General features: G+C 63.5%; 19 protein-coding genes. 10 read left to right on the top strand and 9 right to left on the bottom strand.

The window, feature by feature from the left end; genetic code table 11:
* Positions 1-5: 5 nt before the first annotated feature.
* Positions 6-2,129: a TonB-dependent siderophore receptor gene (locus AC1DX3_RS18540; protein WP_476990815.1), complete on the bottom strand. Its 2,124-nt coding sequence runs from the start codon at positions 2,127-2,129 to the stop codon at positions 6-8.
* Positions 2,130-2,366: 237 nt separating this feature from the next.
* Between AC1DX3_RS18540 and AC1DX3_RS18535 the strand changes: the two genes are divergently transcribed.
* The 7 genes from AC1DX3_RS18535 to AC1DX3_RS18505 are packed head-to-tail and all read left to right on the top strand — an operon-like array spanning position 2,367 to position 10,300.
* Complete coding sequence (locus tag AC1DX3_RS18535; protein WP_476990814.1) at positions 2,367-3,725, top strand: MBL fold metallo-hydrolase RNA specificity domain-containing protein; 1,359 nt, start codon at positions 2,367-2,369, stop codon at positions 3,723-3,725.
* A complete protein-coding gene (locus AC1DX3_RS18530; RefSeq protein WP_476990813.1) occupies positions 3,722-5,251 on the top strand; it encodes a thymidine phosphorylase family protein in 1,530 nt (509 codons plus the stop codon). The genes AC1DX3_RS18535 and AC1DX3_RS18530 overlap by 4 nt, the downstream gene beginning before the upstream one ends.
* A complete protein-coding gene (locus AC1DX3_RS18525) occupies positions 5,248-6,126 on the top strand; it encodes a ribose-phosphate pyrophosphokinase (RefSeq protein ID WP_476990812.1) in 879 nt (292 codons plus the stop codon). The genes AC1DX3_RS18530 and AC1DX3_RS18525 overlap by 4 nt, the downstream gene beginning before the upstream one ends.
* 59 nt (positions 6,127-6,185) lie before the next feature.
* Complete coding sequence (locus AC1DX3_RS18520; protein WP_476990811.1) at positions 6,186-6,662, top strand: (2Fe-2S)-binding protein; 477 nt, start codon at positions 6,186-6,188, stop codon at positions 6,660-6,662.
* A gap of 2 nt (positions 6,663-6,664) precedes the next feature.
* Positions 6,665-8,854, top strand: a complete 2,190-nt coding sequence (locus AC1DX3_RS18515) for a xanthine dehydrogenase family protein molybdopterin-binding subunit (protein ID WP_476990810.1) — start codon at positions 6,665-6,667, stop codon at positions 8,852-8,854.
* A 7-nt stretch (positions 8,855-8,861) separates the two neighbouring features.
* Positions 8,862-9,713: an XdhC family protein gene (locus AC1DX3_RS18510; RefSeq protein ID WP_476990809.1), complete on the top strand. Its 852-nt coding sequence runs from the start codon at positions 8,862-8,864 to the stop codon at positions 9,711-9,713.
* The gene (locus AC1DX3_RS18505; RefSeq protein WP_476990808.1) at positions 9,710-10,300 is read left to right on the top strand and encodes a nucleotidyltransferase family protein; all 591 of its coding nucleotides are present in this window, start codon (positions 9,710-9,712) and stop codon (positions 10,298-10,300) included. Before AC1DX3_RS18510 ends, AC1DX3_RS18505 begins: the two co-directional genes overlap by 4 nt.
* On the opposite strand, the gene AC1DX3_RS18500 is transcribed toward AC1DX3_RS18505, so the two are convergent.
* The 3 genes from AC1DX3_RS18500 to AC1DX3_RS18490 all read right to left on the bottom strand — a co-directional run bounded on the left by AC1DX3_RS18500 (position 10,269) and on the right by AC1DX3_RS18490 (position 11,589).
* Positions 10,269-10,463, bottom strand: coding sequence for a hypothetical protein (locus tag AC1DX3_RS18500; protein WP_476990807.1), 195 nt, complete (start codon positions 10,461-10,463; stop codon positions 10,269-10,271). The genes AC1DX3_RS18505 and AC1DX3_RS18500 overlap by 32 nt on opposite strands.
* Before the next feature lie 74 nt (positions 10,464-10,537).
* Positions 10,538-11,107, bottom strand: coding sequence for a hypothetical protein (locus AC1DX3_RS18495; RefSeq protein WP_476990806.1), 570 nt, complete (start codon positions 11,105-11,107; stop codon positions 10,538-10,540).
* Entirely contained in the window at positions 11,104-11,589 is a 486-nt protein-coding gene (locus AC1DX3_RS18490; protein WP_476990805.1) for an RNA polymerase sigma factor, read from the bottom strand. The genes AC1DX3_RS18495 and AC1DX3_RS18490 overlap by 4 nt, the downstream gene beginning before the upstream one ends.
* A gap of 121 nt (positions 11,590-11,710) precedes the next feature.
* Between AC1DX3_RS18490 and AC1DX3_RS18485 the strand changes: the two genes are divergently transcribed.
* Both AC1DX3_RS18485 and AC1DX3_RS18480 read left to right on the top strand, forming a co-directional pair.
* Positions 11,711-13,609 (top strand): glycine betaine ABC transporter substrate-binding protein, encoded by a 1,899-nt coding sequence (locus AC1DX3_RS18485; RefSeq protein ID WP_476990804.1) that lies wholly within the window; start codon positions 11,711-11,713, stop codon positions 13,607-13,609.
* Positions 13,596-14,405, top strand: coding sequence for a quaternary amine ABC transporter ATP-binding protein (locus AC1DX3_RS18480; protein WP_476990803.1), 810 nt, complete (start codon positions 13,596-13,598; stop codon positions 14,403-14,405). Before AC1DX3_RS18485 ends, AC1DX3_RS18480 begins: the two co-directional genes overlap by 14 nt.
* Positions 14,406-14,411: 6 nt before the next feature.
* Here the strand turns inward: AC1DX3_RS18480 and AC1DX3_RS18475 are convergent, their stop codons facing one another.
* The 4 genes from AC1DX3_RS18475 to AC1DX3_RS18460 form a co-directional block, all read right to left on the bottom strand.
* On the bottom strand, positions 14,412-15,461 hold the full coding sequence (locus AC1DX3_RS18475; RefSeq protein ID WP_476990802.1) for an endo-1,4-beta-xylanase: 1,050 nt from the start codon (positions 15,459-15,461) through the stop codon (positions 14,412-14,414).
* Positions 15,461-15,874 (bottom strand): flagellar export protein FliJ, encoded by a 414-nt coding sequence (locus AC1DX3_RS18470; protein WP_476990801.1) that lies wholly within the window; start codon positions 15,872-15,874, stop codon positions 15,461-15,463. The genes AC1DX3_RS18475 and AC1DX3_RS18470 overlap by 1 nt, the downstream gene beginning before the upstream one ends.
* Before the next feature lie 70 nt (positions 15,875-15,944).
* Entirely contained in the window at positions 15,945-17,276 is a 1,332-nt protein-coding gene (fliI, locus tag AC1DX3_RS18465; RefSeq protein WP_476990800.1) for a flagellar protein export ATPase FliI, read from the bottom strand.
* 101 nt (positions 17,277-17,377) lie between these two features.
* Positions 17,378-18,265: a CmcJ/NvfI family oxidoreductase gene (locus AC1DX3_RS18460; RefSeq protein ID WP_476990799.1), complete on the bottom strand. Its 888-nt coding sequence runs from the start codon at positions 18,263-18,265 to the stop codon at positions 17,378-17,380.
* Positions 18,266-18,387: 122 nt separating this feature from the next.
* Between AC1DX3_RS18460 and AC1DX3_RS18455 the strand changes: the two genes are divergently transcribed.
* On the top strand, positions 18,388-19,200 hold the full coding sequence (locus tag AC1DX3_RS18455; RefSeq protein WP_476990798.1) for a hypothetical protein: 813 nt from the start codon (positions 18,388-18,390) through the stop codon (positions 19,198-19,200).
* On the opposite strand, the gene AC1DX3_RS18450 is transcribed toward AC1DX3_RS18455, so the two are convergent.
* Positions 19,197-20,042 carry a tetratricopeptide repeat protein gene (locus AC1DX3_RS18450; RefSeq protein ID WP_476990797.1) on the bottom strand — a complete coding sequence of 282 codons (846 nt, stop codon included), beginning with the start codon at positions 20,040-20,042 and terminating at the stop codon, positions 19,197-19,199. The two genes, AC1DX3_RS18455 and AC1DX3_RS18450, sit on opposite strands and share 4 nt — an antisense overlap.
* Between the last annotated feature and the right edge of the window lie 48 nt (positions 20,043-20,090).

The following is a 20,090-nucleotide window of genomic DNA, read 5'->3' as shown; positions in this document are numbered from 1 at the left end:
GGGTTTTAGAAGGTGTAGTTGAGGGTCAGGGACACGCTACGCGGCGCGGCGTAATAGGATTGGTTCCACATCAGGCTGGTCAGGTATTTTTCATCCGTAGCGTTCTTGATATTGAGCGTGGCGCGGACATGGTCGCTGACCTTGACCCCGGCCATGAGGTCGAGCACCGCATGGGCTTTTTGCGTCACGACGACGAGGTCCTGCATCGAAATGTCGTCCTGCCAGCGCACGGCTGCGCCGAGCTTGAGATCGCGCAAACGCGGGATATCGTAGGTCGTCGACAGCTTCAGGGTCCGGCGCGGCAGATAGGTCCGGACATTGCCGCCGTCCTGGCCCTTGATCGTCAGTTGCGTCCACCCGCCGCCGACCTGCCACTGGTCGGTGATACGGCCGCTGACCTCCAGCTCGTAGCCCTTCACGAAGGTATCGACGCCGGTATAGTAGGACTTGCCCGTGGCGTCGCCGTCATAGTCTTCGTCGGTAAAGGTGCCGGCATATTCGGCCAGGCCGTATTGCTCGGACTTGAAGACTGCGGCCGTGGCGTAGAGGCGCTTGTCGAACCACTCGCTCTTGATGCCGGCCTCATAGCTCTTGCCATGGGCGGCTTCGAGCTTGTGCAGGTCGAAATCGATCTCGGACTGCGGATTGAAGATGTCGGAATAACTGGCATAGAGCGACATCTGCGGCGTCAGGTCGTAGACGACGCCGGCATAGGGGCTGACGGCATCCTCGTCGCGCGATTGATCGGCGCCGTAGGAGGTGCCGGTGGAGGTCAGCTTGATGGCGTTGAAGCCGACCACGGCCTTCAGGCGGTCGCTCAGGTTCAGATGCGCCGCGCCATAGACGCGGTCCAGGCGGTCGACGGTATCGGCCTGCAACACGGCGTCGGGATAGACCGGTTCGGCGACTTCGAGACGGCCCCAGTCGCCCACGGCCGGATAGGCCGGGTAATCACCGTAAAAGGCTTCATATTCTATGCCGGCTGAGCGGGACGACGACGCGCCGACCACCAGCTCATGGTCGCGCCCGAACAGATGCAGCGGCCCAGACGCATAGATATCGGCCATGTCCTGGTTATATTCCGACGGATAGATGCCGGTCATGGCAAAGACGCCAAGGCCCGTCGTTGTGTCGGGATTGCCGAAGGCATAGAGCAGCTTGGCCTTTTCCTCGAACGTCTTGTGGGTCAGGACGCCCTTGACCAGCCAGCCATTGTCGAAACCGTAGCTCAGCTCTCCAAACGTGCTCTTGTCGTGGACATCCCAATAGGTCCAGTCGGCCGAGGTCGAGGCCGAGACAGGATAATTGATCAACGAGCCGTTGCCATATTCCAGCGGCAGGGCGCCCCACAGCACGCCGGTGGCCAAATTGTCCTGCTGCGAATAGCCAGCCGTCAGTTTCAGTTTCGGCGTGATGTCCCACGACAGGACGCCGTAATAGACATTCCGATTGACGCCGTAATGATCGAGGTAGGAATCCTTGTCCTCATTGGCATAGACCAGGCGGCCGGTGACGCTTCCCGACGCGTTGAGCGGGCCGGAGACGTCGGCCTCCAGGCGCTTGTCGTCCCACGACCCGTAGCTGGCCGAAAGCGAGGCCTGGACGTCCTTGGTCGGGCGCTTGCGGATATAGTTGATGGTCGCCGACGGATTGCCGGTGCCGGTCATCATGCCGTTGGCGCCGCGGACGGTTTCGACGCGATCGAACAGAGCCGTGTCGAGGTCGCCGAACTGGATGCCCCAGATCAGCGGCAGGCCGACGCCGTCGACCTGGAAATTGGTGATATCGAAGCCGCGGGCATTGTAATAGGTGCGGTCGGTCTCGACCTTTTCGACATTGATGCCGGGCACCTGGGCCAACAGATCATTGGCATCGGTCAGGGCGAAGTCCCGCATCTGTTCCTGCGACACCACCGTCACCGATTGCGGCGTTTCGCGCAGGGTGAGATTGAGTCCGGTGGCGCCGGCTGTCGTCTTTAGCAGGCGGTTACCCTGGACAATGACCTCCTTGATGACGTCCGCACCATCGGCGGCGTCGGAAACGTCCGCGGACGCCGCGCCGGCCAGGGCCAGGAACGAGGTGGCCATAAGAAGGGCACGGAAACGGAAAGGACGAACGGCGGGGGACATGGCGGGAGGCTCCGAATTGCGAATGCGAATGATTATCATTTCGTCATAAGCAAGGGCCGTTCATGAGTCAATTACGAATGCGAATTATTCGCAATTTGCAGGCCAAAAGATTCTCGGCGAATGGCATATCGTTCCGAAGCTCAGACCCATGCGCGCTCTTGAGTTGATGTTGATCAAAGTCAATCGACACAAAGGATGCCAGGTTGGGCGATACAGCCTTACAGGGGAAGCGATGTCATGTTGAATTTGACCAGTCTGGGCGGGGCGGGGACCGTCACGGGCTCGAAGCATCTCCTTGAGTGCGACGGGAAGTCGCTGCTCGTCGACTGTGGGCTTTTCCAGGGGCAGAAATACCTGCGCGAAAAGAACTGGGAAGCGTTCCCCCTCGATTCCGCCAAGGTCGGTGCGGTCGTTTTGACCCATGCCCATCTCGACCATTCAGGCTATATTCCGAAACTGGTCAAGGACGGCTTCCGCCACAGTATCTTCGCCACCGCGGCGACCGTGGACCTGTGCGATATCCTGCTGCGCGACAGCGGTCACCTACAGGAAAACGATGCCGATTTCGCCAATCGCCACGGCTTTTCCAAACACCGGCCGGCCCTGCCGCTTTATGGTATCCACGACGCCGAGCGCAGTCTCGATTTCTTCAAGCCGGTGGAATTTAATTCACCGATCGATCTGCCGGGCGGCGCCCGTCTGACCTTCCGTCGCGCCGGCCATATCCTGGGTGCCGCCACGGCCCAGATCGAATGGGGCGGGCGCACCGTCGTCTTTTCCGGCGACCTCGGGCGCTATGACGATCCGATGATGTTCGAACCCGAAGCGGTGGACGAGGCCGATATACTGGTCGTTGAATCGACCTACGGCAATCGTCGCCACGACCGCAGTGACCCGACCGATGGCCTGGGGCAGATCGTCGAACAGACGACGGCCCGCGGTGGCACGGTGGTCATTCCCGCCTTCGCCGTCGGCCGCGCCCAATCCTTGCTCTATCACTTGTGGCAGTTGAAGCAGGCCGGCCGGCTGACCCATGTGCCGGTCTATCTCGACAGCCCGATGGCCAGCGACGCCAGCGATATTCTCGGCCGCCATCTCGACGACCAGAGGCTGCCGCCGGAGGTCTGCCGCGCCGCCTGCGCGGTGGCGACCTACACCCGCGACGTCGAGGCTTCGAAGGCCTTGACCCGCAACGCCATGCCCAAGGTCATCATCTCGGCCAGCGGCATGGCGACCGGCGGCCGCATCCTCCACCACATGAAGGCTTATGGGCCCGACCGGCGCAACACCCTTCTGTTTTCAGGCTTCCAGGCGGCCGGTACACGCGGGGCCGCGCTACTGGGCGGCGCACGCGAGGTCAAGATTCACGGCGAATGGGTGCCCATCCGCGCCGAAATCGCCAACCTGTCCATGCTGTCGGCCCATGCCGACGCCGATGAAATCCTGCGCTGGCTGGGCGGTTTCAAGCGTCCGCCCAGCCGCACCTTTATCGTCCACGGTGAGCCAGACGCCGCCGAGACCCTGCGCACCCGTATCGAGGGCGAATGCCGCTGGCCGGCCGTGGTCTCCGTGCCGATGCAAAAATATACCCTATGACGACCGCCGCGCCCGTCCAGGTCAACCATGCGCCCCAGCTCAGCGCCCGGCGTATCGGCCTGATCAGCCAGCAGGAGGCCATCGTCCTGATGCGGACGGACTGCCACGTCTGCCGCGCCGAAGGCCTGGCGCCGCGGGCCCAGGTGGTGATTACCGCGCACGATGGCCGCCAGGCGATCGCGATCCTGTACCAGGTCGACGGCGACTGGTTGGGGCATGGCGAAGCCGGACTGTCGGAGAGTCTGTGGGAGCGCCTGGGTGTCGCGGAGGGTGCCGCCCTGTCGGTCCGTCACGCGCCGGCGCTCGAATCCCTGTCCAATGTCCGGCGCCGTATCTATGGCCAGAGGCTGACGGCGCAGGCCTATCACGAAGTCGTCGCCGACGTGGTGGCCGGCCGCTATAGCGATGTCCACCTTGCGGCCTTCCTGACCGCCTCCTCGGCCCTGCCGCTCGATCACAGCGAAACCGTCGCCCTGACCCGGGCCATGGTCGAGACCGGCCAGCGCCTGACCTGGCCGCAGGCCATCGTCGTCGACAAACATTGCGTCGGCGGCCTGCCCGGCAACCGGACGACGCCTCTGGTCGTCGCCATCGTCACCGCCTGCGGCCTGACCATGCCGAAAACCTCGTCGCGCGCCATCACCTCACCGGCGGGTACGGCCGACACCATGGAAACCCTGGCGCCGATCGATCTCGACCTCGCCGCTATGCGCCGCGTGGTCGAACGCGAAGGCGGCTGCATCATCTCCGGACGCGCCGTTCACCTCAGCCCGGCCGACGATGCCTTCATCCGCGTGGAACGGGCGCTAGACGTCGATCCCGAAGGCCAGTTGATCGCCTCGGTCCTGTCAAAAAAGATCGCCGCCGGCGCCACGCATCTCGTCCTCGATATTCCCGTCGGCGCCACGGCCAAGGTGCGCACCGACGACGCCGGCGAGCGCCTCGCCGATAGCCTGGTTGCCATCGCCGCCGAGTTCGGCGTCACCGCCCGCTGCCTGCTGAGCGACGGCGCCCAGCCGGTCGGCCATGGCATCGGACCGGCCCTTGAAGCCATGGACATACTGGCCATTTTGCAGAACCGCGATGGCGGGCCGGACGACCTGCGTCACCGTGCCTGCCGCATTGCCGGCATCGCCTTGGAAATGGGCGGCGGGGCAGCCGCCGGCGCCGGGATGGCGATGGCAGAGGCCGTCTTGGCGGACGGGCGGGCCTGGACCAAGTTCCAGGCGATTTGCGACGCCCAGGGCGGTCTGCGTGTGCCGCCGGTAGCGGCCGTGCAGCGCCCACTGCTGGTCCAACACAGCGGGCGGGTCGTCAATATCGATAACCGCAAGGTGGCGCGGCTTGCCAAGCTGGCCGGCGCGCCCGACGTCAAGGCGGCGGGCCTTCGGATACTGGTCAGGCTGGGCGACGAAGTAACGGCCGGCCAGGCGATTCTCGAGGTCCATGCCGACAGCGCCGGCGAAATGGCCTATGCCATGGACTATGCCGCGCGCAATCCCGACCTGATCGGCATCGAGCCGTGACGCGCCGCCTCATCCTCGCCATGCCGGGCAACACGGCCTTCGCGGCGGGTCTGGCCCAACATCTCGGTGTCGCGCAGATCGCCCTCGACTGGCGCCGTTTTCCCGACGGCGAGACTTATCTCCGCCTTGCCGGCGATGTGGCCGGAGCCGAGGTCGTGATCGTCTGCACCCTGGCCGATCCCGATCGCCAGTTTCTCAGCCTGATCTTCGCCGCCCGGATGGCCCGGGAACTGGGGGCGGTCCGGGTCGTCCTGGTCGCGCCCTATCTCGCCTATATGCGTCAGGACACGCGTTTCCAACCGGGCGAGGCCGTCACCTCGGTGCATTTCGCGGCGCTTCTGTCCCAGGGCTTCGACGGCCTGATCACCGCCGATCCGCACCTGCACCGGCACAAGGCGCTGTCGGAGATCTATTCCATCCCGACCGACGTGGTGCAGGCGGGGCCGGCTCTGGCGGCGTGGATTGGTGCAAATGTGCCCAACGCCGTGCTGATCGGTCCCGACGAGGAAAGCGAACAGTGGGTCGCCGCCATGGGACGGGATACCGGCACGCCCTGGGTCGTGTTGCGCAAGACACGCTCGGGAGACCGCGCGGTGCGCATTTGCCTGCCGGACATGGCGGCCTGGCGGGGCCGGACGCCGGTCCTAGTCGACGATATCGCCTCATCCGGCGAAACCCTGCTGGAAGCGGCGCGCCAGCTCGACGCCGCCGGGTTCACCCCGCCGGTCTGCGCGGTCGTCCACGCCATTTTCGCAGGCGACGCCTATGAGCGGTTATTGCCGCGGGTCAAGTCCGTGATCTCGACGGACACCATCGCCCATGCCAGCAACCGGGTGACGCTCACCGGCCTTTTCGCGGCGTCGCAATTGATTTGACGATCCCCGCAACGCGTCTAATGATGCACCGCCGGTATCTCACGGCGCAGGGAGACGACATGATCACGCTCGATATCAATGGACAGCCGCGTCAACTGGATGTGCCCGACGACATGCCGCTGTTGTGGGCCCTGCGTGACGAACTCGACATGAAGGGCACCAAGTTCGGCTGCGGCGTGGCGCAGTGCGGCGCCTGCACGGTCCATATCGACGGCGAGGCGACGCGGGCCTGCGTCACCCCGGTCGGCAGCATCGGCAAGGGCAAGATCGTCACCATTGAGGGCATTGGCGACAGCAAGGAAGGCAAAGCCGTCCAGGCCGCCTGGCTGGAGCTCGATGTCATGCAATGCGGCTATTGCCAGGCCGGCCAGATCATGACGGCGACGGCGTTGCTGGCCAAGACGCCCAAACCCGATGATGCCGCCATCGACGCCGCCATGGAAGGCAATCTCTGCCGTTGCGCGACCTATAAACGCATCCGCGCCGCCATCAAGACCGCCTCGGGCCAGCCGGCCGACGACACACGGAGCGCCTGAGCATGGACACGACACGCAGATTGTTTCTGACGGCGGGCGCGGCGGCGGGCGGCGGCTTGTTGCTCGGGTTCGGCATGGTCGCCTGTACGCCAAAGACGGCGACGGGACCGGCCGCGCCCTTGACCGACTATGTCGCCATCGCGCCCGATGGTACGGTCACCCTGATGGCCAAGAATCCGGAAATCGGCCAGGGCGGCAAGACCAGCCTGCCCCTGCTGATCGCCGAGGAGCTGGATGCCGATTGGGCCAAGGTCAGGATCGAAACGGCGGCATCGGACGCCAAGCGCTATGGCGACCAGTTCGCCGGCGGTTCGATGGCGACGACGCTGGAATATATGCCCATGCGCCAGGTCGGCGCCGCGGCGCGCTGGCTGCTGATCGAGGCGGCGGCCCAGCGCATGAAGGCCGGACACGAAGACTTCACCACCAAGAGCGGCCGTGTCATCCACAAGGACGGCAAGAGTTTCGGCTATGGCGAGCTGGTCGGTGACGCCGCCAAGCTGAAGGCGCCGGATCCTGCCAAACTGGCTTTGAAGGACCCGAAGGATTTCGTCCTGATCGGCAAGCCGCAAAAGGGCTATGACAGCCCGCGCATCGTCAGGGGCGAGCCGATCTTCGGCATCGACATGACCTTGCCGGGCATGGTCTATGCTGTCTTCGTCAAGTCGCCGGTCTATGGCGCGCGGCTGACCTCGTGCGACCTGACGGCAGCCAAGGCGGCCAAGGGCATCAGGGATGTGTTTATCATCAAAGGCTCGACAGATTTGCACGGCCTGCAGGACGGCATCGCCATCCTGGCCACCAGTTGGTGGTATGCCAACACAGCGCGCGACCTGTTGCAGCCGGTATGGGCCGATGCCGCCTTCGCCCAGCACGACAGTCTGGTTTACCGCGAAAAGGCGCAGAGCCTGCTCAAGGGCTCAGGCTCGGTGCAGCAAAAGACCGGTGATGCCGATGCCGGCATGAAGGCGGCGGCGAAGACCTTCGACGCCAGCTATGAGGTGCCGTTCATTCCGCACGTGCCGATGGAGCCGCAAAACTGCACGGCCCAGGTGACCGCCGCCGGTGTCGAGATCTGGGCGCCGACCCAGACGCCGAACGATGGCGCCAAGCTGGTGGCCGATACCCTGAAGGTCGCGCCGGACAAGGTCGTCGTCCATATGCGGCGCTGCGGCGGCGGCTTCGGCCGGCGGCTGGAAAACGACTATATGGTCGACGCCGCGGCGATCGCGCAGAAGGCCGGCGTGCCGGTCAAGCTGGTGTGGTCACGCGAAGACGATGTCGCCCACGACTATTTCCGCCCGGGCGGCTATTACCGCGTTCGCGCCGGCGTCGATGCCGCCGGCAAGCTCCAATCCTATATCAGCCACAATGTTGCCTTTGCCCGCGACGGCAAGATCGCCCAGGGCAACGAGATCGCCGGCAACGCCTTCGCTTTGGCCGTAGCGCCGAACAATCGTGTCGCGTTTTCGCAGATCGAGACGCCGATTCCGACCGGTTACCTGCGCGCGCCGATCTCCAACTCGATCGCCTTCGTCCATGAAAGCTTTAGCGACGAAATCGCCCATGCGGTCGGTCAAGACCCGATCGCCTGGCGCCTCGCCCATCTCGATAGCCATCTCGACGCCTATAAGGGCGATCGCTTCGACGGCTATAACCCCGCCCGTATGCGCGCCGTTCTGGCGGCCGTGCGCGACCGTTCCAATTGGGGCAAGACAGAATTGGCCAAGGGTGAGGGCATGGGCGTCGCCACCTATTTCAGCCACAGCGGCTATTTCGCCGAGGTGGCCAAGGTTAAGGTCGCCGACGACGGCACCTGGCGCGTGCTAAAGGTCTGGGTGTGCGGCGATGTCGGCAACCAGATCGTCAATCCGTCGTCGGCCAGCAACCAGGTCGAGGGCGCGGTCATGGACGGCATCGGTTCCATGGAAGCGGAAATAACCTTCAGCAAGGGCCGCGCCGTCCAGACGAATTTTCATGAAATCCCGATGATGCGCATGCCCAAGGCGCCCGAGGTCGATGTTCACTTCGTGCCCAGCGATTTCCCGCCGACCGGCCTGGGCGAGCCCGCCTTGCCGCCGGTGGTACCGGCGGTGGCCAACGCCATCTTCGCGGCATCGGGCGCGCGCATCCGACAATTGCCGTTGACGCCCGAACGCTTGCTGGCGGCCAGACAGCCGGTTGCTGTTTGACGTGATCTTGCCGCCGCCTGTTTATCGCGACTTCGTCCTGCCCGACCTGATGCGGTGGCGACGGGCGGGCTTGAAGACGGCGCTGCTGACTCTGATCAGCACGACGGGCGCCTCGCCGCGGCCGGTCGGTAGCCAGTTGGCGGTATGCGAAACCGGCGAAGCGGTCGGGCTGATCACCGGCGGCTGTGCCGAGGGCGCCCTGGTCCACGATGCCCTGGCGGCCATGGCGGTCGGCGAGAACCGCACCGAGCTCTACGGCGAAGGTTCCCGCTTCAAGGATATCACCTTGCCATGCGGTTCGGGGCTGCTGGTTCATTTCGATGTCGGTGGAAATGACGATGATATCGCCGCCGTCATCGCCGCGCGGGTGGCACGCCGGCCCGCGGAGTTGGTCATCACGCCGGACTACAGGCGGCGCTACCTGCCGGCCTGCCGGTTGGTGGTTGTGGGCCAGGGTCCGATCCTTGCGGCGCTTATGCAATTGGCGCCATTGATGGAGGTCGAGCTGGATGTATGGTCGCCGGACGGCAGCCAGCACCGCCTGACCTCACCTGAGGATTTCGATGCTTCGGTCCTAGATCGCTACAGCGCCCAAGTTCTGGTTTTCCACGACCATGGTTTCGAGCCGGACTTGTTGCTGACTGGCCTGAAGAGCGAGGCCTTTTTCATCGGCGCCCTCGGCAGCCGTCGCGCCCATACCCGGCGGTTGGAGATCTTGGCCGGTCTGGGCGCGGAGCCGGAAGCCTTGGCGCGCATTCACGGTCCAGTCGGGCTGGCCATCGGCGCCGCCTCGCCGCCGGAGATTGCGCTTTCGATCATGGCTCAGGTTGTCGCGACCTGGCGGCGGGAGGTTATATGAACCGGCTGGCGGCCATTGTGCTCGCGGCGGGAAGCTCGCTTCGGTTCGGTGCTGGCGACAAGCTGCTGGCGGACCTGGATGGAAGGCCCGTCATCGACCATGTGCTGGATACCGTCACTGGCCTTGGGTTGGGCCAGGTTGTCGTTGTAACGCGCGGCAATTTCGCCGGCCTTGCCCACTTGCAATCCGACGACCGCTTGACCGTCGTGATCAATACGCGCGCTGATGACGGCATGGGCGTGTCACTGGCCACCGCGGTCGCGGCCTTGGTCGACTGCGACGGCGCTTTCGTCGTCTTGGCCGACATGCCGTTTTTGCCGTCGGCCTTGTTTCACGATTTAGCCGGAGGCCTCGATGGCCACGATATCGTGGTGCCGTACCATGTGGGTCAGCCCGGTCATCCGGTGCTGTTCGGGCGCGCCTGTTTCGATGACCTGCGAGCGCTTGATGGCGATCGTGGCGCCCGCGGTCTGATCGACGGCGGGCGCTATCGCGTGGCGCGTTTTGCGACCGATGAAGCCGCCATTCACCGCGATATTGACACGGTTGCTGACCTTAGGCCTTCGGGCAACAGGCGCGGCGAGTGACCAACTGCCACAGGACGGAGCCGGTGACGATCAGAGCGGCGGCGATGTACCAGGCGTTTTCCGGCAAGACGATCGGCCCGACAAGATGTTTATAGGCATAAAGGGCGACCAGGCCGCCAAGGGTGACAAAGGCGATGAGCAGGGTGCGGAAGAGTTTCGACATGGAATGTCCTAAGAAGGTGGCCGATCCGGTGTGGAACGACTGACAGGACTTCAGTCGCACCAAGCCCCGAAATCTTACAGATCCTCCTGAAATTCGCGCAGGCGGGCCGACAACTCATCGACTTGGCGGCGGCGCAGGCGTGCCAGGACAAGGCCGGACACCATCATCATGCCCAGCATGGCAATGCCGGCGGCCGTCTGGACGAGTGACAGCCAACCGCTGCTACCAGCACTGATATGCGTTGCATTGGCAATAAACCAGCCCACGACGGCGCCGACCGGGGTGCCGAGATAAAGGTAGCGAGCAAGCTTCAGTCCCCTTTTGGCGCGGCGGATCATCAGATTGAGCAGGCTCAACGTATCTTCGCTCAGGGCCACAGACAGCCGGCGTCCGGCGCGGCAATGCCACAGCAGGCCGGCACCCAGACCGACAGTCCACAAGATCGTCACAACGCCATGGGTGCGCAGGCGGCCCGTAGCCTCTTCAAAGGCGATGATCAGGGTGATGGTGGAAAGCAGCGCGACCAGCGTCCAGTTGAGGCGCTTGTGGGCGGCATCGGCGCGTTTCACGGCGTCGAGAACAGCCTGGACATCCGGTTGCGGTGCGGTCTGCCAAAGGGCGATGAACGGATCGGGTTCGGTCATGCGGCGTCTCCGAAACGTTGGCGGATAAGGGCCTTGGCGCGGTGCAGGCGGACCGAGACATTGCTTTCGCTCAAACCCAGGGCCAGGGCGATATCCTTGACCGCCATGTCCTCGAGATAAAGACTGGCCACGGCTTTCAACGGATCTGGCAGGTCACGCACCGCAGCAACCAGCCGCATCAATTGTTGATTTTGCCCGGTGGTGTCCTCGGCCGACGGCGCCGGGTCGGGCACAGTGTCGTTAAGCGGCTCGGTCTTGCGCACCACGGCACGGCGGACATGGGTGACGCAGATATTCTGCGTGATGCGTGCAATATAAGCCTTCAAGGTGGCATGATCGTTCAACCGCGGCAAGGCCTGCCACACCGCCAGCCAGATATCTTGCACAAGATCATCGACGAGATCCGGTCGGCGTTCATAGACGGTCGCGATCCGGCGCACCATGGCGGCGTGCTCCGCGACGATCGCCTCCAGTTCCATCATGCGCCTGTCTCTGCCATGATGCTTAGTCGCATGACATGGCGCGATCTTACACAAAAAGATGAAAGGCCGTTTGCCTGCGCTCATATAGTCTGATTGAGTAGGTGACGATGGAGAGGACGCAATGAAGCCCTGGCGATACGTGGTTCTGTGCGTGACGATGGTGATGGCCCTGGCCGGCCAAGCCATGGCGGCGCCGTCATGTCCGATCCCGACCCCGGTCAAGTTCGCCGGCGTCAACTGGGAAAGCGGCGAGTTCATCACGGCCGTCATGCAGGAGATGATCGAGCGCGGTTATGGCTGCGCCACCGATACCGTGCCCGGCAATACCGTGACCCTGGAACAGGCTCTGGCCGATAACGGCATCCAGATCCTCGGCGAGGAATGGGTCAGCCGTAGCGACGTGTGGAAAAAGGCCGAGGCCACCGGTACGGTGCGCGCCATCGGTCATCCGTTCACCGAGGCGAACGAAGGCTGGTACGTGCCAGACTATCTGGTCCACGGCGCGGGGGCCGTGGCGCCCGACCTGCACGATGTCGCCCAACTCAATGACCCGCGCTACATCGCCCTGTTCCGCGATCCTGAGCAGCCCAGCAAGGGCCGCTTCCTCAACTGTCCGTCGGGCTGGACCTGCGAAGGCGTCAACAGCGCCAAGCTCAAGGCCTACGGCTTGACCAATGCCTATGTTGATTTCCGCCCCGGCACCGGCCCGGCCATGGATGCCGCCATCACCTCGGCCTATGTCCAGAAACAGCCCGTGCTGTTCTATTACTGGTCGCCGAGCCCAATCGCCGGACGGCTGAAACTGGTGCAACTAAGGGAGCCGCCGTGGACGGCCGCGTGTTGGGCCGATCTGACGAGTAAGGACGGCCGCCATACTCAAGGCTGCGCCGCGCCGGCCGCCGATGTCGCCTATGGCGTCTCGACGCCGTTCGCCAAATCGGCCCCGGCCGTCGCCGCCATGCTGGCCAAGGCGACCTTCCCGATGGACGAGCTCAACGCCAATCTGGTCCAGCGCGCCGACGCCAAATCGACGGCGCGCGCCCAGGCCATCGCCTTCTTGCGCCATCGCCCGGACCTGTGGCGCGGATGGGTCGATGCGGCGACAGCCGAGCGCATTTCGCTGAGTCTGGATGTTGCGCCGGCGAAATCGGCCAACAGTTCAGCCTTTCCGGAAACCTGGACTCTGTCGATCCGTCAATCGGTCAATGACGCGGTGACCGCCCTGGTGCGCGATCACGGCGCCGGCTTCCGTGTCCTCTCCAATGCCTTGCTCGGCGTTGTCGTCGCGCTCGATTCCGTATTGGCCGTCATCCCGTGGTGGCTGCTGATTGCCATCTTTGCAGGCCTGGCGTGGTGGGGGACGCGACGTGTCGCCCTGACCGTCGCAGTCGCCGTGCTGATGCTCGTCATGGGGCTGCTCGGGCTATGGAGCCTGATGACCCAGACCCTGACCCTGATGCTGATCGCCAGTCTGCTGGCGCTGGCCATAGGTCTGCCCGTCGGCATCGCGGCGGCAAAATCGCGCTGGGTCAAGGCGGCCAGCCTGCCGGTACTCGACATCATGCAGACCCTGCCGGCCTTCGTCTATCTCATCCCGGCCCTGATGCTGTTCGGCCTCGGCAAGGTGCCGGCGATCCTCGCCACCGTCATCTACGCCCTGCCGCCCATGATCCGCCTGACGACCCTCGGCATCGAGCGCGTCGACAAGGAGGTGCGTGAAGCCGGCGAATCCTTCGGCCTGACGTCGTGGCAGATGCTGTGGCGCGTCGAGTTGCCCCTGGCGCGGCCGACCCTGATGGCCGGCGTCAACCAGACCATCATGCTGGCCCTGTCCATGGTCGTGGTAGCCTCGATGATCGGCGCCCGCGGCCTCGGCGAACAGGTGCTCAACGGCATCCAGACGCTCGATGTCGGCATGGGCCTGGAAGCCGGTTTGGGTATCGTCATCCTGGCCTTTGTCCTCGACCGCATCACCCAGGGGTTCGGCGGCAAACAGGGAGGGCAGCATGAGCAAGATTGAGTTGCGGAGCCTTACCAAGCTGTTCGGCCGCAAGGAAACGGCGGCCTTAGCGATGGCGCGAGACGGCGCCGGCAAGGCCGAAATCCTGGCCGCCACCGGCTGCACCCTGGCCCTGCGCGATGTCTCGCTCGAGATCGCCGCCGGAGAGGTCTGCGTCCTGATGGGCCTGTCGGGCTCAGGCAAGTCAACCCTGGCTCGCCATATCAACCGGTTGATCGAACCCAGCGCCGGCGAGATCATGGTCGACGGCGCCGATGTCCGCGCTTTCGACGCCGCGGCCCTGCGCGAGTTCCGCCGTCGTCAGGTCAGCATGGTCTTCCAGGGTTTCGGCCTGCTGCCGCACCTCAATGTCCTCGACAATGTCGCCTTCGGCCTGACGGCGCGTGGCGACAAGCCGGATGTCGCCCATCCCAAGGCCATGGAATGGATCGAGGCCGTCGGTCTTTCAGGCAATGAAAAATCGCGGCCGGATGAGCTGTCGGGCGGCATGAAACAGAGAGTCGGTCTGGCGCGCGCCCTGGCGGTCGACACTGCTATCGTCTTGATGGACGAGGCCTTCAGCGCCCTCGATCCACTGACCCGCGCCGACATGCAGGATCTGTTGATCGAGTTGCAACAACGGCTGGGCAAGACGATCGTCTTCGTCACCCACGACCTCGACGAAGCGGTGCGTCTGGGCAGCCGCGTGGTGATCATGAAAGACGGTGAGATCGTCCAGGCCGGGACGCCGGACGATATTCTGAATCACCCTGCGAACGACTATGTTGCCAGGTTCGTCAAAATCCGGAATCGTTAGACCCGGCTACTTCGCGGCGCGGACAAAGGCCTGTGCCACGGGCTTCGGCCGGCCCTGGCTGTCGAACAACAAAGGCTCGTCCGGCAGCAGTCCCTTCTTTTCCTTTGGCGCATTCAGCCAGGAATCACTGTCGCGCAGACCCCATAGGGTCAGGCCGTGGCGTTGACCCGCCGGCACGTCGTGATAGGCCTGCAGAAGTTCCTGAATGACACGCACCTGATCGATGCGCGGTTGCACCAGATTGGTCGGCCTGGTTTCGCGCAGTGAGATGTCGAGCTCTGAAATGTGTACCTTCAGGCCGAGCGAGGCGATGTCCCGGATGGCGGCTGTGATCATGCCGGGCGCGATGCCGGCATTGATATGGGTCTGGGTTCCGATGCCGTGAAGGGGCGCGCCGTTCTTCAACAAGGTCTCGCACAGCTTGAGAAAGGTCGCGCGCTTGGCCGGCGTCAGTTCGAGATTGTAGTCGTTCATGAACAGGATAGCGTCGGGATCGGCCTCATGCGCCGCCTCAAAGGCAAGGCCGATATAGTCGTCGCCCAGTACTTTTTGCCACAAACAGGGCCGCAAGGCGTGGCCGTCGTTCCATACGGGTTCGTTGACGACGTCCCAACTGACGATCCGGCCGCGATAACGCTGCATGACCGATTGGATATAGCCGGCATAGGCGTTGAGAAAGGCGTCGGGCTTGCCGGCCAGCTTGGCGAAATGCTGACCGCCCTCTTCGGCGTACCAGATGAGGGTATGGCCGTGCACGGCCATGCCGTTATTGCGGGCGAAGTTGACGATGCGGTCGGCGCGGTCGAATTGCAGGCTGCCGTCGTCGCGCAGCATGTATTCCATCTTCATTTCCCATTCCGCGGTCAGGCGCGAGAAATGCGTCGAGGCCAGCTTGGTCCAGCTGGGATCGTCGAGCTGCGGCACCTTGACGGCGACGCCGAGCGGGTAGGGGGTGATGGACTTCAGTGGCGGAATATCGCCATAGGCGGCTTGAGCATCGACGCTGTGCGCCACGCCCAGCGCCACGGCGCCGGTCAATACGGCGCGGCGGTGCATTAGGCCGAGCGCTTCATGCGCAAAGCCTGCTCGTCCATTTCGGCGGCCTCGAGGCGCTTGTCGTTGGCAATGCGCTTGAGATTGGACAGTTCGGCGACGTGTTCGAACTTCTTGAGATCTTCGAAAGCCTGGCTGAGTTGGTCGCGGACGCCGTCCTCTTCGTGGACGATCAGATCAAGATCGGCGCTGAGCAAATCGCGGCGATGCTTGAAACCGCGCTTGTAGGCGGTCAGGCTGTGCGACAGCGACGCATCATGCGAGGCGCGCGCGCATTCCAGCTCATATTCGGCATCCAGGGTCGCGACCTTCATCTCGACATGGGTGCGGCGGGTGACGACCTCGGCCAGGCGCTTTTGCAGGGTTTCGACTTCAAAAGTGGACAGACGGATAAGAGATTTGGCCCACTTGGTCATGATGAAACTCCATTTTTTCGCTCAGGCGCCGCGAGGGTTCTCGCGACGGCTTGGGCCTAAACCCTGGTGGTTATGCCCTGGTTAGAATTTCGGCCAAAAGTGTAAAGGACTCGTCAAGAGGTGTGTATTCATCCTTGTCCTGACGCAAAAATTGTTCGATGTCCGGATTGAGGGCGATGGCCCGGTCGACATCGGGATCGGCGCCGGCTCGGTAGGCGCCGATGCGGATCAATTCCTCCATATTGGTGAAGCTCGACATCACCTTGCGGGCCTGGCGGACGACCTCGCGTTCCGGGATGGTCTGACATTCCGGCATGGTCCGGCTGATGCTTTTCAATACGTCGATCGCCGGGAACCGGCCGCGTTCGGCAATCGTCCGGCTCATGACGATGTGGCCGTCCAAAATCCCGCGCACGGCGTCGGCGATCGGCTCATTATGGTCGTCGCCGTCGACCAGGACGGTGAACAATCCGGTGATCGGTCCGGTCTGAGTGCCGTCGTCGAGCAGCGGGCCCGGTCCGGCGCGTTCCAAAAGCTTGGGAAGTTCGGCGAAGCAGGTCGGCGTATAGCCCTTGGTCGTCGGCGGTTCGCCGGTCGCCAGGCCGATCTCGCGCTGGGCCATGGCGAAGCGCGTCACCGAATCCATCAGGCACAGCACTTCCAGCCCCTGGTCGCGGAGATATTCGCACAGCGCCATGGTCATGTAGGCGGCCTGCCGGCGTTTCAACGCCGGCTCGTCCGAGGTGGCGACGACGACGATGGCGCGCTTCAAACCTTCGGGCCCCAGTGTCTCTTCGATGAATTCGCGCACTTCACGGCCGCGTTCGCCGATCAGGCCGACGACGACGGCGTCGCAGGTCGCCTCGCGCGCCAGCATGGACAAAAGGACCGACTTGCCGACGCCCGAGCCGGCAAAGACGCCCAGGCGCTGGCCGCGGCAACAAGTGGTGAAGACGTCCATGGCGCGGACGCCGAGGTTCAGCCGCTCTCCAACGCGGGCGCGCTTATGGGCCGACGGCGGCGCGGCCTTCAGCAGATAGCCTTCCTTGCCCTGGGGCAGGGGGCCGTTACCGTCGACCGGCAGGCCGAAGGAATCGACGATCCGCCCCAGCCAGTTGGCCGTGGGATAGACCTTGGCGCCTTCGCCGGAAATGCGGATTTCGGCGCCGGGGGTGACGCCTTCGACGGGGCCGAACGGCATCATCAGGGCGCGGTCTTCGCGGAAGCCGACGACTTCGACGGGCAAGGGATCGTCGTGGCGGCGAATGATTTCGCAACGTGCCCCGACCTGCATATAGGACAGGCCGCCCTTGGCCTCGATCAACAGCCCATTGACCACCGCGACCCGCCCGTAAACGCGCAACGGTTCGATATTTTTGACTAACTGTACAAGGTCCTGCATGGCGGCAGTTTAAAGTGAAAGATGGTTAATAGTGGTTAACGGAGCGCGGGCAAAAGACAGCCATCGGCATTTTTAAGGTGCGCGTCGGCCATTCGTGGCCCTTACTGCTCATTCATAATGAACACGCCGACGCGATGTTCGCAGCTTTGTCGTTGTGCTGCGTCGTCCGGTGCGGACGGATCGACAAATGCGCTATGAAAACAAGTTTGCAGCCCCGGCCGGCGGCCGTCCTTGAAGGTCTCAAAGACCTTGAAGCTCAGTACTTCCCCCGTTGTCATACCAGGATAAAAGTACCAATCCTGCGCTGCATTATGATGCAATGCCAACTGGTTGGAGGGTTTGCCGCTGAGCGTGAACCCTACCAGAGCTGATGGCACCAGATCCGAGGCAGCGACCGAATTGGGATCGCATACGGCCAAGGGCAGATGTTGCAGAGGGCCATCCATATAGACGGTTCTCCAAAAGTTGATGACCATGAACCCGGCGACTTCCGGCCGGTCGAAGCGACGACGCCAGGCGCGGCCAGTGTCAGGCGTCGTATAGGCCTCCACGCTCTCCTGGTAATCATCGGCCGTCAAACCGTAATCACCATGGACTCCTTTGGCGTAGAAGGGATTTGGCGTGCCCGGGCCACGGCGTAATATTTGCTCACCCTGCTCTATCTCAAGCATGAAACCTGGAAGGAGGCGCGTACGGATCAAACGCTCTATTTCCGGCAAGTAGGTCAGGGCAATGTCGTTGACGGGCGAGTCCGGCCCGCTATCCCAATCCTTGACGGCCGAAATATGGTCCAGCAAGACGAAGCCATGGTCGGCAAAAAAAGCGCTTTCGGAGCGCGTATTTTGCAGGCAACGCGCGTCGCGGATATCAATCGGTGGCACCGAATCCCAAGGCATCGGGCCTTCGGAGGTCGCGTTGAGCCGGATGCGCAAAGGCCGGTCCAAATTGATATCCCGCCGAATAAATCCGTTTAGTGTGGCGAGGGCCATGATGTGCTTCCCACTGTGCTTATAGCAGAGATTGGGCCTGTCCAACATTTTACAAGGGTACTGACGCTTGCCAAACCACAGGTTTGCGGCATTCTGTCCTGCAATATCTCAGGACCATAATCATGACCGATACGACCAAACGCTTCGACGTCCTGACCGTGATCGGCCTGGCCGCCACCGCCTATGTCGTCACCACCCTGTTGCATGAAGGCTTGGGCCACGGCGGGGCCTGCATCGCGGTCGGCGGCAAGCCGATGGCCTGGGGCGCCTACTATTTCGACTGCAATACGCAAGGTTTGCCCGATTGGGCGTTTCGCGCCGTCGCCGCGGCGGGCAATACGGTCAATCTCGTGGTCGCCTTTATCGCCGCGCTGATCCTGAACGCCCGGCTGAAGGATCCGCAGACGGTTCGCGGGCCGGGGACGGTCTTTCTATGGCTGATGTATGGCCTCAATGCCTTTACCTGGGCGGGCTATTTCCTGTTTTCCGGGGTTGCCGGCATCGGTGACTGGGGGACCGGCAAGGAAGGCGTGCTGTACGGCCTGGATAACCAGCTTGTCTTGCGCGTCGTCATGGCCGTATTTGGCGGTGCCGCCTATTTCCTCTTGGGCCGCGCCGCCGGTAGCATGTTGGGTCGGCTGGTCGGCGGCGACAATCGTCAGACGGGGCGCAAGCTGGCCTGGACAGCCTATATTTCCGGCGGCGTACTGGCGATCCTGATCGGCCTGATGAACCCGGTCGGCATCATTATCGTGCTGATCTCGTCCATGGCGTCGTCGCTCGGGGGCACGTCCGGCCTGCTGTGGCTGCACGCGTTCATGCGGTCATCACGGGAAGCCAATTTCAGCCTGGCCCGTAACTGGCTGTGGATCGTGCTGGGCGTCATCGCCGCGGCCAGCTATGCGCTTGTCTTCGGTCCGACCGTCAAGCTTTAGCTCGGCACCCAGTCCTGCAAGCGTGTCTGGACATCGCGCAACTGCTTCGGTGTCCATTCCTTCTCGATCAGTTCCAGCTTGTGCATGGCGTCGCGACGACCCTTGCGCGCCGCCCAGGCGTACCAGCAATAGGCCAGTTCGCGGCTGGCCGGTTCGCCGACGCTGTTGAAATAGTTGTCGGCGACGCGCTCATGCGCCTCGACATCGCCGCTTAAGGCCGCCTGGCGGAACAAGGCGGCCGCCTTGACGGGATCGGGCTTCTTGCCGCTGATTCCGGCCAGGTACAGTTCGCCGAGACTCTTCATCGACGGCGCATGGCCCTTGGCGGCGGCGGCTTCCAGATAGTCGGCGGCGCGGTCGAGATCGCTGATGACGCCCAGGCCATGACGGAACTGGTAACCGGCAAAGGCCAGTCCGTTGACGTCGCCCTCGGCGGCCTTACGCACATGGATGCGCAGCGCCTTGTGATAGGCGCGGTCGGCCAGATCGCTGATGCGCGGCGGCGGCATGTGACGATTGTGGATTTCGGCGATCTTCAGCCAGGCATAGCCATCGCCGTCGCGTGCCATGCGGCCGTAAATCTCGATGGCCATCTCAAGATAATGCCGGGCCGCGCTGTGATTTTCGTGCGCTCCGCCCGTGCCGGATTCGAGAAAGTCTGCACACTGCACGCAGGCTTTCGGATCGCCGCGGCGGGCCTTGCGGCGGGCACGCTGAAACGTGTTAAGCGGGCGGGAATGCTGCAGCCGAGCCGGCCACAGATCCTTGATCAGTAACCACAGCATAACGACGGTGATGGCCAGCAGAGTCAGAAAAATGGGCAGTGGGTCGAGATCGCGCATGGCCGCAGAATGGGCGCGAAAGATGCTAAAAGTCAGGACGTATTTCGC

The organism is Asticcacaulis sp. P2_B1 (assembly GCF_056404915.1).
Note: the sequence above shows the minus strand (reverse complement) of the source record. Positions and strands in the feature narration are given on the sequence as shown.

What these genes read in the sequence shown, in the direction of transcription:
- AC1DX3_RS18540 (WP_476990815.1), bottom strand. Translation starts at nt 2,129, where the DNA reads ATGTCCCCCGCCGTTCGTCCTTTCCGTTTCCGTGCCCTTCTTATGGCC.
- AC1DX3_RS18535 (WP_476990814.1), top strand. Translation starts at nt 2,367, where the DNA reads ATGTTGAATTTGACCAGTCTGGGCGGGGCGGGGACCGTCACGGGCTCG.
- AC1DX3_RS18530 (WP_476990813.1), top strand. Translation starts at nt 3,722, where the DNA reads ATGACGACCGCCGCGCCCGTCCAGGTCAACCATGCGCCCCAGCTCAGC.
- AC1DX3_RS18520 (WP_476990811.1), top strand. Translation starts at nt 6,186, where the DNA reads ATGATCACGCTCGATATCAATGGACAGCCGCGTCAACTGGATGTGCCC.
- AC1DX3_RS18515 (WP_476990810.1), top strand. Translation starts at nt 6,665, where the DNA reads ATGGACACGACACGCAGATTGTTTCTGACGGCGGGCGCGGCGGCGGGC.
- AC1DX3_RS18505 (WP_476990808.1), top strand. Translation starts at nt 9,710, where the DNA reads ATGAACCGGCTGGCGGCCATTGTGCTCGCGGCGGGAAGCTCGCTTCGG.
- AC1DX3_RS18500 (WP_476990807.1), bottom strand. Translation starts at nt 10,463, where the DNA reads ATGTCGAAACTCTTCCGCACCCTGCTCATCGCCTTTGTCACCCTTGGC.
- AC1DX3_RS18495 (WP_476990806.1), bottom strand. Translation starts at nt 11,107, where the DNA reads ATGACCGAACCCGATCCGTTCATCGCCCTTTGGCAGACCGCACCGCAA.
- AC1DX3_RS18490 (WP_476990805.1), bottom strand. Translation starts at nt 11,589, where the DNA reads ATGATGGAACTGGAGGCGATCGTCGCGGAGCACGCCGCCATGGTGCGC.
- AC1DX3_RS18485 (WP_476990804.1), top strand. Translation starts at nt 11,711, where the DNA reads ATGAAGCCCTGGCGATACGTGGTTCTGTGCGTGACGATGGTGATGGCC.
- AC1DX3_RS18480 (WP_476990803.1), top strand. Translation starts at nt 13,596, where the DNA reads ATGAGCAAGATTGAGTTGCGGAGCCTTACCAAGCTGTTCGGCCGCAAG.
- AC1DX3_RS18475 (WP_476990802.1), bottom strand. Translation starts at nt 15,461, where the DNA reads ATGCACCGCCGCGCCGTATTGACCGGCGCCGTGGCGCTGGGCGTGGCG.
- AC1DX3_RS18470 (WP_476990801.1), bottom strand. Translation starts at nt 15,874, where the DNA reads ATGACCAAGTGGGCCAAATCTCTTATCCGTCTGTCCACTTTTGAAGTC.
- fliI (WP_476990800.1), bottom strand. Translation starts at nt 17,276, where the DNA reads ATGCAGGACCTTGTACAGTTAGTCAAAAATATCGAACCGTTGCGCGTT.
- AC1DX3_RS18460 (WP_476990799.1), bottom strand. Translation starts at nt 18,265, where the DNA reads ATGGCCCTCGCCACACTAAACGGATTTATTCGGCGGGATATCAATTTG.
- AC1DX3_RS18455 (WP_476990798.1), top strand. Translation starts at nt 18,388, where the DNA reads ATGACCGATACGACCAAACGCTTCGACGTCCTGACCGTGATCGGCCTG.
- AC1DX3_RS18450 (WP_476990797.1), bottom strand. Translation starts at nt 20,042, where the DNA reads ATGCGCGATCTCGACCCACTGCCCATTTTTCTGACTCTGCTGGCCATC.